The organism is Dactylosporangium sp. NPDC000555 (assembly GCF_040300025.1).
In the GTDB taxonomy this organism is placed as follows: domain Bacteria; phylum Actinomycetota; class Actinomycetes; order Mycobacteriales; family Micromonosporaceae; genus Dactylosporangium.
This window is the reverse complement of record NZ_JBEPDB010000027.1, coordinates 1-14716: the sequence shown is the minus strand read 5'-3', so window position 1 is coordinate 14716 and position 14716 is coordinate 1. Positions and strand designations below refer to the sequence as shown.

Sequence of the window (14716 nt, the reverse complement as noted above, 5' to 3'; positions counted from 1 at the left end):
CCCGCACGATCCACCCCTAACCGCCGCGGCCGGAACATCACCCGGGTGCCGGCGTGGGCGAGCGATCGGATGGGCGCCCGCACAACGGTCCGCCCCGGTGCGCGGCCTCTGATCGGCTGGATGGCGCGGCGAATCGTGGCCGTTCGACCGAAGGGAAACGACGCTATGTGCGGCTTCCTGATGTACACCGGAAACGCCATCATCTCCCCGGAACTTCTCGGCGCCATGGAACGGCAGCTCGCGCTGCTGGACCATCGGGGCCCCGACGACATGGCCCTGGAGCGGATCGGGGCCGGCACCGCGGCCGGCTTCAAGCGCCTCGCGATTATCGATCGGCAGGGCAGCCGGCAGCCACTGCGGTACCCGCCGGCCGGCCCCGAGGCGGGCCGCTGGACGCTCGTCTTCAACGGCGAGATCTACAACTACAAGGAGCTGCGCGAGGAGCTGACCCGCGCCCACGGCGCCGTCTTCGCCACCGACGGCGACTCCGAGGTGCTCGCCGCGGCCTTCCACCACTGGGGGGAGGCCGCCCTCGACCGGCTGCGCGGGATGTTCGCGTTCGCGCTGTGGGACGACGCGACCGAGATCGTGTACGCCGCGCGCGATCCCTTCGGGATCAAGCCGCTGTACTACCTCGAGACCCCCGAGGGGCTGTGGCTGTCCAGCGAGAAGCCGCCGCTGCTCGAGCACGCCAAGGCCGAGCTGGACCGGACCGCCCTGTCGCTGTACCTCACGATGCAGTACGTGCCGGAGCCGTACACGCTGCACAGCGACGTGGCCCGGCTGCCCGCCGGCGGCCTGCTCACCCGCAAGTTCGCCGGCGTGTCGACGATCCGCCGCTACGCGCGGCCCACCTTCCGCCCCGACCCGGCGGCGAACGAGGCGGCCGTGGTGGGCGAGCTGCGCGCCGCGCTGCGCGACAGCGTCCGCGCCCACATGCGCGCGGACGTGCCGGTCGGCGCGTTCCTGTCCAGCGGCATCGACTCGACCGCGATCGTCGCGCTGGCCGCCGAGCACCATCCGCGGCTGCGCGCCTTCACCGCCGGCTTCGACACGTCCACCGCGTTCTCCGAGATCGAGATCGCCGAGCGCTCGGCCCGCCACCTCGGCGTCGAGCTCATCCCGACCATCGTGCGCCCCGAGCAGGTCATGGAGGCGCTGCCCCGCATCATCTGGCACCTCGGCGACCCGGTCGCCGACCCGTCGATCGTGCCCCTGTACTTCCTGGCCCGCACCGCGTCCGAACACGTCACCGTCGTGCTGTCCGGCGAGGGCGCGGACGAGCTGGCCGGCGGCTACACCATCTACCGCGAGCCCCGCTCGCTGGCCCCGGTCGCCCGTCTCGGCGAGCCGCTGCAGCGCGGCCTGCGGGCGCTGGCCCGCCACCTGCCGGACGGCCTGCGGGGCAAGAGCTATCTGCAGCGCGCGACGACGCCGATGGAGCTGCGGTACTTCGGCAACGCCCGCATCCTCACCGACGACGAGAAGGCCCGCATCCTGCGCGGCGACGCCGCCGGCGTCGGGCACCCGCACGTGACCGCGGCCCTCTACGCCGAGGCGGCCGGCCTCGACCCGGTGGCCACGATGCAGCACATCGACATCAACACGTGGCTGACCGGCGACATCCTCACCAAGGCCGACCGCATGTCGATGGCCCACTCCCTGGAGCTGCGCGTGCCGTTCCTGGACCGGCGCGTCTTCGACGTGCTGTCGCGCCTGCCCGCCCATCTGAAGGTGCCCGGCCGGGGCCGCACCACCAAGTACGCCCTGCGCCGCGCGATGGAGGGCATCGTCCCGGACTTCATCACGGACCGCCCGAAACTGGGCTTCCCGACCCCGGCCCGCCGCTGGCTGCGCACGGACCTGGCCGAGTGGGCACACCACGTCCTGTCCACGTCGGGCGCCGGCGGGCTGATCGACCTGGACTACGCCCACACCCTGCTCAACGACCACGAACGAGGCGAGGCCGACCACGCCCGGAAGCTGTGGATCCTGCTGTCGTTCTGCCTGTGGTACGGCATCTTCGTCGACGGCTCGATCACCGTGCCCCTGCCCGAAACCGCCGCCCGCCCGGTGGTCACCGGCTGACCCGCCCCGCTGCGCGCCCGGCAGCGGGCCGGTTACGGCTCGTCGTCCGGGGGTTCGGGGGTGTCGTGGGTGGCGTCGGGGGACGGGTCGAGTTCGGCCAGGGCGTCGAGGATCTGCTGGCCGAACTTGGCCAGCTTGTTCTCGCCCACGCCGTTGACGGTCGACAGCTCGGACAGGGTGCCGGGGCGTTCGGCGGCGATCTGGCGCAGCGTCGCGTCGTGGAAGATGACGTAGGCGGGGACGGACTGGGCCTTCGCCGTGGCGGCGCGCCACGCGCGGAGATGTTCGAAGACCGGGGTCGCCTCGGCGGGGAGGTCGGCGGCCGCGGTGGCGTCGCGGCGGGCGGTCTTCGCGCTCTTCGCGGCCTTCGCGGCGGAGATCGGGCGCTCGGGTTCGCGGCGCAGCATGACCTCGCGGCGGCGGCCGAGAACCTCGGCGCTGGCGTCGGTGAGGACGAGGGTGCCGTAGTCGCCCTCCACCGCGAGCAGGCCCTGGGCGAGCAGCTGGCGGATGACCGCGCGCCACTCGGCCTCGCGCAGGTCCGCGCCGATGCCGAAGACGGTCAGCTCGTCGTGGTGCCACTGCACGACCTTGTCGGTCTTCTTGCCCAGCAGGATGTCGATGCACTGGCCGGCGCCGAACTTCTGGTTGCGCTCGCGATGCAGGCGATACACCGTCGAGAGCAGCTTCTGTGCGGCGATCGTGCCGTCCCAGGATTCCGGCGGGGCCAGGCACGTGTCGCAGTTGTCGCACGAGCCGCCGAGCTCCTGGCCGAAGTACGCCAGTAGTTGCGAGCGCCGGCACTCGACCGTCTCGCAGAGGGCCAACATCGCATCGAGGTGCTGGGAGAGGTTGCGGCGGTGAGCGGCGTCGCCCTCGGAGGTCTCGATCATCTTGCGTTGCTGCACGACGTCCTGCAGCCCGTAGGCCAGCCACGCCACCGACGGCTCCCCGTCGCGGCCGGCGCGACCCGTCTCCTGGTAATAGCCCTCGATCGACTTCGGCAGGTCGAAGTGGGCGACGAAGCGGACGTCGGGCTTGTCGATGCCCATGCCGAACGCGATCGTGGCGACCATGACGAGGCCGTCCTCGCGCAGGAAGCGGTCCTGGTTGTCGGCCCTGGTCCGCGCGTCGAGCCCGGCGTGGTAGGGCAGCGCCGCGATGCCGTTGTCCTTGAGGAACTCGGCGATCTTCTCCACCGAGTTGCGGCTGAGGCAGTAGACGATGCCGGCCTCGCCGCGGTGCTCGCCGCGCAGGAACTCCAGCAGCTGACGGCGCGGGTCCTGCTTGCCGACGATGCGATATTGAATGTTGGGGCGGTCGAAGCTGGACACGAAGTGCCGGGCGCCGCTCAGCCCGAGCCGCGTGGCGATCTCGCGGTGGGTGGCGGTCGTCGCCGTCGCGGTGAGCGCGATGCGCGGCACGTCCGGCCAGCGCTCGTGCAGCATCGACAGGTTGAGGTAGTCGGGGCGGAAGTCGTGGCCCCACTGCGAGACGCAGTGCGCCTCGTCGATGGCGAACAGGGCGATCCGGCCGCGCTCGAGCAGCCGCATGGTGCCGGGCGAGGCCAGCGCCTCCGGCGCGAGATACAGCAGGTCCAGCTCGCCGCCGGCGAACTGCGCCTCGACGGTGCGGCGCAGGTCGAAGTCGAGCGTCGAGTTGATGAACCCGGCCCGCACGCCCAGCTCCCGCAGGGCGTCGACCTGGTTGTGCATGAGGGCGATGAGCGGCGAGATCACCACCGCGGTGCCCGGCCGGACCAGCGCCGGGATCTGGTAGCACAGCGACTTGCCGCCGCCGGTGGGCATGAGCACCAGCGCGTCGCCGCCGCCGATCACATGCTCGATGATCTCCTGCTGACTGCCCCGGAACTCGTCGTAGCCGAACACCCTGCGTAACACATCGAGCGCACTCATCTCGCTGTCCACGCCGGCGATTCTACGGACCGGCACCGACAAGAAACGGACGGCCGATCCGCGCGGTGACGGACCGGCCATCGCGCCGGCACGCTGCGTCATGCCTCCTGGGTGTACACGATCGGGCATACCTCGATCGCGTTCCACTTCGCGTCGGGGATCATGGCCGCGAGCTCGACCGCGCGCTCCTTCGAGGCGCACTCGACCAGGTAGAACCCCGCGAGGAACTCCTTGGCCTCGACGTACGGCCCGTCGGTCACCGTCTGCGCGCCGGCTCGGACGCGCACCACCCCGGCCCATCTCTACACGACTCGCCCGGGTGTCAGAGCTTCGCCGACTTCGGCAACGGCAGGGCTGCGGTGATCTTCGTCAGGGCGGCGGCGGCCTGCGCGAACTGCGTGCCGTCCGGGTGGGCGCTCAGCACCGCGACGATGTAGCGGTCGCCGGCGCCGACGGTGCCGGTGGTGTGCAGCACCTGGCCCATGTCGGGCTGGTTCGGCTCGGCGGCCGGTGTGAACGCGGCGCCGCCGGGTTTGGCCAGCCCGGCCGGCTCGGCGTTCGCCACGCACGGGGTGGCGGGGTCGTCGTCGAAGCCCGACCAGCCCTGCTTCGCGGCGCGCGGCTGTTTGAACGCGCTCGGGATGCCGAAGGACTGGTCGTAGCCATCGGTGCCGCAGTTCGTGGTGGCGTGCAGGTCGCTCATGATGAACTCGCGCACCGGCCGCGGCGCATGGTCGAGGATGTACCGGTAGACACGGACCAGGTCGCCGGCGCTGGTCGCGGTGAAACCCCAGTAGCCGGACTCGCTCGCCGGCGGCGGGTCGGTGTCGCGCAACCCGAGCCGCTGGACCATCCGGGTCACCACCTCGCGCTGCCCACCCGCCTGCCAGAACGCGGTCGCGGCTTCGTCGTCGCTGCTGCGCAGCATGACCTCCAGCTGCGGCCTGTCGGTGGCCGGCACGGAGTACGACGGGCCCTTGTCCCAGAAGTAGTCCAGCGCGATGAGCAGCTTGACCAGCGACGCCGACCGGAAACGCCAGCTCGCCTTCTGCTGCAGCACGTACGCGCCGTCGTGCCGGTCGTAGATCACGATGCCCGCGGTCACGCCGGCCGGTACGGGTACCGATGCCACCGATGCGACCGATGCCACTGATGCCGCCGGAGACGGTGCGGCACTGGACGGCGGCGGCGACGCGAACAGCGGCCTGGCTCCCGGCTGGTTCGCATTCGCGCCGCAGCCGGCGGTGGCGAGGACGGCGGCAACGGACGTGACCACCATGAGGAGCCGGACGGGGGTCGCGGAGGGCATCCCCCATCCATACCCGGCGGACGGGCCGGGGAGAAACCCTGCCAAACCCACCATCGCTCGTGGCCGTCGTCACGGCGCGCCCGCATATTCGCCCTGCGCGGGTGTCGAGGAAGGTGCCGATGTGCGCGCGGATCATGTGGCCCGCGGGCAGCTTGCCGAGGGGCACGGCGAGCACTGCGGACGCGGCCGGCGGCGTCGTTCGGGCCGCCGATGTGACGTGTCCGCCCGCGTAGGCTGGATCCGGTGCGGGGGCGCGGCTGGTGGCTGTTCCTCGCCGCCGCGGTGCCGGTCGGGCTGCCGCTGCTCGCGCGGTGGCGGGCCGGTCTGGCCTTCACCGGACTCGCCGCGGCCGCGATCGGACCCCTCTTCCTCGCCCAGTGGTGGGCGCGGCGGCGTCAGCGTGCCGCGCACGCGGCCGGCGCCGAGCACTGGTTCGGGCATGTGCCGCTGCACCGCGCCGCGGTGATCTGGGAGCTCGGGGCCGGCTTCGCGCTGCTGTTCGGCGGTGGCGTGCCGGTTCGCGTCACGACCGGCTCCGACGGGCTCACGCTGAGTGTGCGTCGCCCCGCCTCCCGCCGCCACCCGCCGGTGACCGTGCTGTGGTGCGACATTGCCGCCGCGCGCGCCGCCCCGGCCGGGCGCTTCACCGAATGGGGCCGGGTCGCGGTGCTGCCACTGACCGTCGTCACGCTCGACCTGCCCGGCGACCCGGGCGGCGCGCTCGTCGTGACGACGCACGACGCCGCCGGGCTCATCGAAACGGTCGAGGCGCGCAAGATGGCCGAGTCGATGGGGGATCGTGGATGAAACGCCGGACGGGTGATGGACCAGGCACGATGCGTGGCTGAGTTGCGCCTGTTTCCGGGGGTTCCGTACGGTGTTCTTCCATGACGGAGTTGATCGAGGTCGGTGTCTGGTACGAGTCCCGGCCGATCACGGTTGACCAGGGCGTCGACCGATACGAGGCGCTGCGGCGGGGCGACACCGGATGGGCCGGCGCCGATCCCGGCGTGGAACGCTTCAGCCGCGAGGTGCGTGCCGGCGTCGATCCGGCGTTGTGGGCCGATCCGGTGGTCGTCACCGACACGCACGTGCTGCTCACCCTGCATGGCGATGCGCCGGGGGAGACCCTTCGCCTCATCCACAAGCTCGCCGGCGAGTGCGAGCTGCTGTGCTTCCAGCGGCCCGGGCGCCACCGCCCGGCGGCGCTGTGGCAGCCGCGGCGGCTGCTACGCCTTCCGGTGCCGCGCATGACGACCGAGGACGGCTCGCTCGCGCACCACCCGACCGGCGACGACATCCGCGACTTCATCGGCCGGCTCGACGAGGACAACGCCACGGCGGTGCTCTGGCGCGAGGACGGCGCCTCGATCCGGGTCGCGTTCGTGCCCGCCCAGCGCCGGTGGCGGGTGTCCACCACGGTCGACGACGAGACCAGCGCGGAGTCGGAGCGGGAGGACCTGACCGGCGTCGCCGAGCGCTTCGAGGCCTTCGCCGCCGAGTCCTGACCGGATCACTCGCGGGTGTTTACTCGTGGACGAGTATTGCGTATATTCGTCCACGAGTAAACGTGTGCGAGCATGTCGGGGGTGCGATGGCGAAGCGCCGCAAGGTGGGCAACCTGCTCGGCCTGCACGTGCTGGCGACGCTGTACGACCGCCCGATGCACCCCTACGAGATCGCCGCGGAGATGCGGGGCCGCGGCAAGGAGCAGGACTTCAAGATCCAGTGGGGTTCGCTCTACACCGTGGTGCAGAACCTCGAGAAGCACGGCTTCGTCGAGGCGATGCGCACGGCCCGGGAAGGCCGGCGCCCCGAGCGGACCGTGTATCAGATCACCGAGGCCGGTCGCGAGGAGACCGTCGACTGGCTGCGGGAGATCGTCGGCGCCCCCGAGCGGGAGTATCCGCGGCTGCGGGCCGGGCTGTCCGTGCTCGGCATCCTCCCGCCCGACGAGGCCGTCTACCTGATGCGCAAGCGGCTCGAGATGCTCGACTTCCAGATCGCGACCGAGAAGGCCGCGCTGGAGGCGAGCGCCGAGACGGTGCCCCGGCTGTTCACCGTCGAGGCGGAGTACGGCCTGGCACTGCTGCGCGCCGAGGCGGACTGGCTGCGGGGACTGCTGGAGGAGATCCAGGCCGGCACGCTGTCGGGGATCGACCTCTGGCGCGAACACCACGAACAGTAAGAACCGAACAGCAAGAACCCCGGGCCGCGGTGCGGGAACACCACGGCCCGGGGAAAACGACCTCGACCGATCCCGCGGGAACGAGCCGGCCTTGGCTGTCTGCAACCGCCAGGATAGCGAACTGCGTGGGATCGGTCCCGATCAACGGAGACCGTCATGCCCGCTGCCGTACTGGCGCGCGACCTCGTCAAGATCTATCCCCGGGGCGTACGCGCCCTCGACCACCTCTCGCTTGTCGTCGAGCCCGGCGAGATCGTCGGGCTGCTCGGCCCCAACGGCGCCGGCAAGTCCACCACCGTCAAAATCCTCACCACCCTGGCCCGCGCCGACGCCGGCCACGCCGAGGTCATGGGCCACGACGTGGCCCGGCACCCGGGGCGGGTCCGCGCCGCCATCGGCGTCGTCGCCCAGCGCTGCGGCCTCGACCCGGCAGCGACCGGCCGCGAGAACCTCACCCTGCAGGGCCACCTGTTCGGCCTGCGCGGCGCCGAACTGCGCCGCCGGGTCGACGAGCTGCTCGAGCGCTTCGACCTCGGCGGGGCCGCCGGCCGGCGTACCCGGGACTGGTCCGGTGGCATGCAGCGGCGCCTCGACGTGGCCATGGGGCTCGTCCACCGCCCCGCCGTGCTGTTCCTCGACGAGCCGACCACCGGCCTGGACCCCGAGGGCCGGGCCGCGCTCTGGCACGAGATCCGCCGGCTGGACGGCATGGCCATCCTGCTCACCACGCACTATCTGGACGAGGCCGACCGCCTCGCCGACCGGCTGGTCATCGTCGACGGCGGGCGCGTGGTCGCCGAGGGGACGCCCGACCGGCTCAAGGGGGAGCTGCGCGGGGATGCGGTACACATCGAAATCCTGGAAACTCCGGACGGGCCGCAGGCTCGGACGGCGCTGACCGGGCTCCCCGGGCTGCGCGAGGTCGCGCTCGACGGCAACCGCCTCTCCGCGCGCTCCGACGACGGTGCGGCCGCCGTCCCCGCCGCGCTCGCCGCACTGGACGCCGCCGGGATCCGGGTCGCCACGGTCACCGTCGCCCGGCCGAGCCTGGACGACGTGTACCTCAAGCACGCCGGCCGCCGGATGGAGGTGGCGGCGTGAACCTCATCTACCTGACCGGGCGCCGGCTCAAGGTGTTCGTCCAGCAGCCCGCGTTCCTGTTCGTGACGCTCATCCAGCCCGCGATCTGGCTGTTCCTGTTCGGCAACCTCTTCCGCCGGGTTGTGGACCTGCCCGGCTTCGGCGGCGGGAGCTACCTCACGTACCTGGTGCCCGGCGTCGTCGTGATGAGCGCGGTCTCGTCGAGCATGTGGTCCGGCATGGGCGTGCTCGAGGAGATTGACCGTGGCACGATGAACCGCTTCCTCAGCACGCCCGCCCGCCGCGGCGCGATCCTCGACGCCGTGGTCGTCGAGCAGACCCTCAGCGTCACCATCCAGTCGATCATCATCGTGCTGCTCGGCCTGGCCGCCGGCGCGCGTTACCCGATCGGCGGCGTCCTGCTGCTCATCGCCTCCTCGGCGCTGCTCGGCGTCGTCTTCAGCGCCCTGTCCAACACCGCCGGCATGCTGGTCCGCCAGCGCGAGACGATCATCGGCCTCAACACGCTGCTGTTGCTGCCGCTGACGTTCCTGTCCTCGGCGTTCATCGCGCCGGGCCTGATGCCGGGGTGGATGCAGGCGGTCGCGCGGGGAAACCCGGTGAACTGGGCGCTGGAGACCTGCCGCTCGGCGCTGGCCGGCGCGGTGGACTGGCCGCGGTCGCTGACCTACGGTGGCGGGCTGCTGGTGCTGGCGGCGGCGCTGGTGTACTTGTCGGGCCGGACATTCCGCGCGTATCAACGGTCGGTGTAGGAGTCTTTCGGATCTATGATTATCGGTTAGCTGCCGGAAATGGCGAGCTGGGTGCGGTGGTGGCGATCGGCCGCCACCTCGTCCAGCAGCGCGTTCGCCAGCGCCGTGTAGCTCAGGGCGGTTCCGGAATTCCGGATTCGGTACCCCGAACTGCCCTCGTCCTCGATCAGCTCCGCCGCCGGCGTCAACACCACCCAGTCCACGGCGCCGTCGTAGCGCTCGAGCACCGTCAGCTCGTCGGCGCGCGCCTGCGAGAACGGCCGCCACTCGGCCGGGAAGCCGGGCTCTTCGAACCTCCGAACGCCGCCGTCGCCCGGCAGCGTCGTCGCGACGCCGATCAGCAGCAGCCGTCGCACCTCGGCGCGCTCCAGGCCGCGCAGCAGCGCCGCCATCGCCTCGCCGTACGCCGCCGGATCGAGGTCCGCGCCGTACACGGCCGAGATCGCCACGTCGTGCCCGCGCGCCGCCGTCGCCACGAGCCCGGCGTCCGTCGCGTCACCGGCGACCGCACCGGAGACATCCGGATATTTCGCCGGGTCGCGCACGACCGCCGTCGCCTCGATCGACCGTCTCCCGGCCTCGGCCAGGATCTGCCGCCCGGCCCGTCCGCCCGCCCCGAACACCACCACTGAAGTCATGCCAGGACCGTAGAACGCGATACCTCGGTAACTGCAAGGTAACCGAAGCACGCGTTACGGTGGGGCGATGCGCGACCCCCTCCCGCCGGACCTGTTCGACCCGGCCTGCCCATCGGCCGTGACGCCGTTTCGGATCGGCGACAAGTGGGCGGGCATGGTGCTGATCTGCCTGCGGGACGGCCCGCGCCGCTTCGGCGACCTGCGCGTCCCGCTGCGCCGTGTCTCGGCCAAGGTCCTGGCCGAGACCCTGCGCGCCCTGGAGCGCGACGGCATGATCACCCGCACGACGTACGACGAGATCCCGCCCCGGGTCGAGTACGCCATCACCGACCTTGGCCGCACCCTGTTCCCGGCGATGGACGCCTGCCGCGCCTGGGCCGCCGAGCACCTGGCCGCCGTCGAGTCGGCCCGCGCCGCCTACGCGCTGCGCGGCGCATGAACGCCCGCGTGTACCGCCGCTACGTCGCCATCGGCGACAGCACCACGGAGGGCATGGACGACCCCGACGGCGACGGCGGGTACCGCGGCTGGGCCGACCGCTTCGCTGAGCACGTCGCCCGCGCGCAGGCGCCGGACGGCCTGGAGTACGCCAACCTCGCCATCCGCGGGCGCACCACCGCCCGGATCCGGGCCGAGCAGCTGGCGCCCGCCCTCGACCTCGAGCCCGACCTGGCCACCGTGGTCGCCGGCATGAACGACATCATGCGGGGCTCGTTCGACGTGGCCGAGGTCGCCCGCGACATCCACGCGATGCAGCTCGCCCTCGTCATGCGGGGCGCGACCGTGCTGACCTTTACGCTGCCCGACCCGACGCCGGTGATGCCGCTGGCCCGGCCGCTGCGGGGCCGGGTGCTCGCCCTCAACGCGCAGATCCGCAAGGCCACCGCCGACAGCGGCGCGATCCTGCTCGACCTCGGCGCGTATCCGGTCGCCTCCGACCCGCGCCTCTGGAGCGACGACCGCCTGCACGCCAACAGCGCCGGGCACGAGCGCATCGGCGCGGCCCTGGCCTTCTCCCTGGGCCTGCCCGGCACCGACGACGCCTGGACCGCCCCGCTCCCGGCGGCCCCGCCGCGCCGGCGGCACGAGACGGTCTGCGCGGAGCTCGCCTGGATGCGCCGCCACATGCTGCCGTGGGCGGGCCGCCACCTGCTGGGACGCTCCTCGGGCGACGACCGCGTCTGCAAGCGCGCCACCGCGACCCCGGTCCTGCTCGACGCCTGACGCGCACTGTGCTCTCCTGCCGCCTTGCCGCGGCGCGGGACTCAGAGGGTCAGCACGACCTTGCCGCGCACGTGGCCCGACTCGCTCAGGTCGTGGGCGGCCGCGGCCTCGGACAGCGGGAACGTGCGCTCGACGGGCATGGTGAAGCGACCCTCGGCGAAGAGGGTGGCGACCTCGGCCAGCGTCTGCCACGCGCGCCCCTCCGAGCCGTCCGTGACCCGGGCGCCGAGGCGCGGCGCGTCGAAGTCGGCGATGCTCACCACGTCGCCGGGCGTCGGCGTCAGCGCGACCAGGTCCGCGACGGCACCCCGGCCCGCCGTGTCGAGCGCCAGGTCGACGCCGCCCGCCGCGACGGCGCGGACGCGGCCGGGCAGCCCCGCGCCGTACGCGACCGGAACAGCGCCCAGCCCGCGCAGGAACTCATGGTTGCGCTCGCTCGCCGTGCCGATCACCGTGGCGCCCCGCCCGACGGCCAGCTGCACGGCCGCGATGCCGACACCGCCGGCAGCGCCGTTGACCAGCAGGGTCTGACCCTTCCGCAGACCGAGCAGGTCGAGCCCGCGCCCGGCCGTCTCGACCACGTTGGGCAGCCCAGCCGCCTCCTCGAACGGCATCGCCGCGGGCTTGGGCGCCCACACCCGCAGCACCGCGAGCTCGGCCGCGGCCCCGCCCGGGGCGACCCCGAACACCTCGTCGCCGACCGCGACGCCCTCGACCCCCTCGCCGATCGCGTCGACCACCCCGGCCACGTCGGAGTGCGGCACGACAGGCAGCCGGCTGGGGGTCGTGTCCCCGAAGAGGCCGCTGCGCACCTTCCAGTCGTACGGGTTGACGCCCACCGCCCGCACCGCGATACGGACACGCCCGGCCTCCGGCTGCGGCTCGGGCACGTCGACGACCCGCAGCACGCTCGACGGCCCGTACTCGGAATACCGCAACGCCTTCACATCTGCTCCCGGATCGCGTGTGTGCTTCGTGCTCGGTCCCGCGCGCCGTGCGGTGGCCGTCCACCGTGGACAGCCGGCGAAGGACTGGATGCGGTAATCGGCGATCCAGTCGTCGCGCCAGGCGCACGGGAGGGCGTCGACCTCGAAGCCGCCGTCGGTCAGCCGGATCTGCGACAGCCAGTTGCCGGGAGGTCAGGCACAGGGCGCCCCTCCCGCCGTACGACCTCCGGGTTTGCCCCGGCCAGGTGTCAGGCTCGCGGGTCCGCCTGCTGGACGACCTCGAACTCCAGCAGGCTCGAGCCGGTCGCCACCGGTTTCGCCCGCTCGCCGGAGTGAGCTTCGCGGGCCGGTCCGGTGGACCACGCCTGGAAATGCTCCTCGGACTCCCACTTGGTGTAGACGAAATACCGCGTCTCACCCGCGGTCGGGCGCAGCAACTCGAAGCCCAGGAAGCCCGGCGCGCCCTCGACGGCCCCTTGCCGCGCGGCGAACCGGCGCTCCAGCTCAGGCCCCGCGCCCTCGGGGACCTCGATCGCGTTGATCTTCACGACTGCCATGGCTCAACCGTAGCGGCCGGGTATGACAAAACCCCGTCGCCCTCCGGCCCGGTAACGCGGTGGGGGACGACCCGGGGAGGGTGGGACAATCGCGCCATGACCGATGTGCTCGACGATCTGCAGTGGCGCGGCCTGATCGCGCTCTCGACCGACCTCGACGAACTCCGCGCGGAGATGGCGAAGGGGCCGATCACCTACTACTGCGGCTTCGACCCGACGGCGCCGAGCCTGCACATCGGCAACCTCCTGCAGGTGCTTACCGTCCGACGCCTGCAGCTGGCCGGGCACCGGCCGCTCGCCCTGGTCGGCGGCGCGACCGGGCTGATCGGCGACCCCAGGCCCTCCTCGGAGCGCCAGCTCAACTCGACGGACACGGTGGCCGAATGGGTCGAACGGATCAAGGGCCAGATCGAGCCGTACCTCGACTTCACCGGCGACAACGCCGCCCGGATGGTGAACAACTACGACTGGACGGCGCCGATGTCGGCGATCGACTTCCTGCGCGAGATCGGCAAGCATTTCCGGGTCAACAAGATGCTCACCAAGGACGCGGTGAGCGCCCGGTTGAACTCGGACGCCGGTATCAGCTACACGGAGTTCAGCTACCAGATCCTGCAGGGCATGGACTTTCTGGAGCTGTACCGCCGTTACGGCTGCAAGCTGCAGACGGGCGGCAGCGACCAGTGGGGCAACCTCACGGCCGGCACGGACCTGATCCATCGGGTGGAGGGCGCTTCGGTACACCTCCTGGCGACGCCGCTGCTGGTGAACTCGGCGGGGGAGAAACTCGGCAAGTCCACCGGCGGCGGCAGCCTGTGGATGGACGCGGAGATGACCAGCCCGTACGCGCTGTACCAGTACTTCGTGAACCTCGAGGACGCGCTCGTCGGCGGGCTGCTGCGCAAGCTCACGTTCCTCGGGCGTGAGGAGATCGAGGCGATCGAGAAGGAGACCGCCGAGCGGCCCGCGGCCCGGATCGGCCAGCGGCGGCTCGCGGAGGAGATGACCACGCTCGTACACGGGCCGGGGGAGACCGCGCAGGTGATCGCGGCGAGCCAGGCGCTGTTCGGCCGGGGTTCACTCGGCGAGCTCTCGGCGTCGACGCTACGTGCCGCGCTCAGCGAGGCGGGCCTCGTGGCGGCACCTGCGGGCTCGACGGTCGCCGACCTGTTCATCGCCGCCGGCCTGGCCTCCGGCCGCAACGACGCGCGGCGGACGGTGGCCGAGGGCGGTGCGTACGTGAACAACGAGCGGGTGTCCGACGCCGAGGAGATCGTGCCCGCCGACCGTGCCCTGGCCGGTGGACTCCTGGTGCTGCGCAAGGGAAAGCGCACGTTCGCGGGGGTCGAGCTCGTCCCCGCGTGACCTCTTGATTTGGCGCAGCCGCCGGGCGCCGTGTAACTTCTGACCTCGCTGCGGCGCCCGGCGCGCCCGTGCAACACCCGGCTTCGGCCGGGTGCCGCCGAAGAGAGTGATCGATTTGGTGGCGACCGGGAAGCCGAGTAAAGTAGACGGTCGGCAGGGAAACGGACGAGACAGCGGAGCGCGAGACGCGCCGCGGCGGACGGCCTGCCGAGGCCAAATCGATTGCGAGCCGGGTGACCGGGTAGTGATCGTGCCTGGGGAAACGTATGGCGAACGCGATTTGGACGCCGGGCGAACACCAGGTAGGCTAGACAACCGGCAGGGACCACGGACGAAGCACGCGGGTCGCGAAGCGAGCCGCAGCGGACGTCCTGCCGACAGAATACGACACTCGACCGGGGTTCCGGAAGAGTTGTTGTGTGTCCGCAAAACGGGACAAGGTGCGGCAAGCCGGACTTGACTCGCAAAACGGACCTGCTAGACTGAATCAGAACGAAATGCCCCGGACGGGCCAAGCCGGAAACGGTGAAGTTCGGCGGTGTGTGTTGGTTGTTTGAGAACTCAACAGGGTGCTTGTTAAGCCAGTGCCAAATGATTATTACCCCGTGGCATGGGCCTCTTGGAGGTTTGT

Annotated in this window: 15 protein-coding genes; 9 read left to right on the top strand and 6 right to left on the bottom strand. The window is 71.7% G+C overall.

Annotated features, from left to right (window positions below):
• Positions 1-165: 165 nt before the first annotated feature.
• On the top strand, positions 166-2088 hold the full coding sequence (gene asnB / locus ABT297_RS18280) for an asparagine synthase (glutamine-hydrolyzing) (protein WP_350550619.1): 1923 nt from the start codon (positions 166-168) through the stop codon (positions 2086-2088).
• A gap of 32 nt (positions 2089-2120) precedes the next feature.
• Here asnB and recQ read toward each other — a convergent pair whose 3' ends face one another.
• From recQ to ABT297_RS18265, 3 genes are all read right to left on the bottom strand, one after another.
• The gene (gene recQ, locus ABT297_RS18275) at positions 2121-4004 is read right to left on the bottom strand and encodes a DNA helicase RecQ (RefSeq protein ID WP_350550799.1); all 1884 of its coding nucleotides are present in this window, start codon (positions 4002-4004) and stop codon (positions 2121-2123) included.
• Positions 4005-4102: 98 nt separating this feature from the next.
• Entirely contained in the window at positions 4103-4294 is a 192-nt protein-coding gene (locus ABT297_RS18270) for a YciI family protein (RefSeq protein WP_350550616.1), read from the bottom strand.
• A gap of 32 nt (positions 4295-4326) precedes the next feature.
• Complete coding sequence (locus tag ABT297_RS18265; RefSeq protein WP_350550614.1) at positions 4327-5136, bottom strand: hypothetical protein; 810 nt, start codon at positions 5134-5136, stop codon at positions 4327-4329.
• Positions 5137-5556: 420 nt separating this feature from the next.
• Between ABT297_RS18265 and ABT297_RS18260 the strand changes: the two genes are divergently transcribed.
• From ABT297_RS18260 to ABT297_RS18240, 5 genes are all read left to right on the top strand, one after another.
• A complete protein-coding gene (locus ABT297_RS18260; RefSeq protein WP_350550612.1) occupies positions 5557-6120 on the top strand; it encodes a hypothetical protein in 564 nt (187 codons plus the stop codon).
• Between the two features lie 80 nt (positions 6121-6200).
• Positions 6201-6821: a hypothetical protein gene (locus ABT297_RS18255; RefSeq protein WP_350550609.1), complete on the top strand. Its 621-nt coding sequence runs from the start codon at positions 6201-6203 to the stop codon at positions 6819-6821.
• Between the two features lie 62 nt (positions 6822-6883).
• Entirely contained in the window at positions 6884-7501 is a 618-nt protein-coding gene (locus tag ABT297_RS18250) for a PadR family transcriptional regulator (RefSeq protein ID WP_350550607.1), read from the top strand.
• Between the two features lie 156 nt (positions 7502-7657).
• The gene (locus ABT297_RS18245; protein ID WP_350550604.1) at positions 7658-8602 is read left to right on the top strand and encodes an ABC transporter ATP-binding protein; all 945 of its coding nucleotides are present in this window, start codon (positions 7658-7660) and stop codon (positions 8600-8602) included.
• On the top strand, positions 8599-9354 hold the full coding sequence (locus ABT297_RS18240; protein ID WP_350550601.1) for an ABC transporter permease: 756 nt from the start codon (positions 8599-8601) through the stop codon (positions 9352-9354). Before ABT297_RS18245 ends, ABT297_RS18240 begins: the two co-directional genes overlap by 4 nt.
• A 26-nt stretch (positions 9355-9380) precedes the next feature.
• On the opposite strand, the gene ABT297_RS18235 is transcribed toward ABT297_RS18240, so the two are convergent.
• The gene (locus ABT297_RS18235; RefSeq protein WP_350550599.1) at positions 9381-9992 is read right to left on the bottom strand and encodes an NAD(P)-dependent oxidoreductase; all 612 of its coding nucleotides are present in this window, start codon (positions 9990-9992) and stop codon (positions 9381-9383) included.
• Between the two features lie 67 nt (positions 9993-10059).
• Here ABT297_RS18235 and ABT297_RS18230 point away from each other — a divergent pair, with 67 nt between their 5' ends.
• Together ABT297_RS18230 and ABT297_RS18225 are read left to right on the top strand one after the other, a co-directional pair.
• Entirely contained in the window at positions 10060-10431 is a 372-nt protein-coding gene (locus tag ABT297_RS18230; protein WP_350550597.1) for a winged helix-turn-helix transcriptional regulator, read from the top strand.
• Positions 10428-11216, top strand: coding sequence for an SGNH/GDSL hydrolase family protein (locus ABT297_RS18225; RefSeq protein ID WP_350550594.1), 789 nt, complete (start codon positions 10428-10430; stop codon positions 11214-11216). The genes ABT297_RS18230 and ABT297_RS18225 overlap by 4 nt, the downstream gene beginning before the upstream one ends.
• Before the next feature lie 41 nt (positions 11217-11257).
• On the opposite strand, the gene ABT297_RS18220 is transcribed toward ABT297_RS18225, so the two are convergent.
• Both ABT297_RS18220 and ABT297_RS18215 read right to left on the bottom strand, forming a co-directional pair.
• On the bottom strand, positions 11258-12163 hold the full coding sequence (locus tag ABT297_RS18220; RefSeq protein ID WP_350550591.1) for an NADP-dependent oxidoreductase: 906 nt from the start codon (positions 12161-12163) through the stop codon (positions 11258-11260).
• Positions 12164-12411: 248 nt separating this feature from the next.
• Positions 12412-12720 (bottom strand): antibiotic biosynthesis monooxygenase family protein, encoded by a 309-nt coding sequence (locus tag ABT297_RS18215; protein WP_350550588.1) that lies wholly within the window; start codon positions 12718-12720, stop codon positions 12412-12414.
• Between the two features lie 96 nt (positions 12721-12816).
• On the opposite strand from ABT297_RS18215, the gene tyrS reads away from it, so the two are divergent.
• Positions 12817-14085, top strand: a complete 1269-nt coding sequence (gene tyrS / locus ABT297_RS18210) for a tyrosine--tRNA ligase (protein WP_350550585.1) — start codon at positions 12817-12819, stop codon at positions 14083-14085.
• Positions 14086-14716 lie beyond the last annotated feature (631 nt).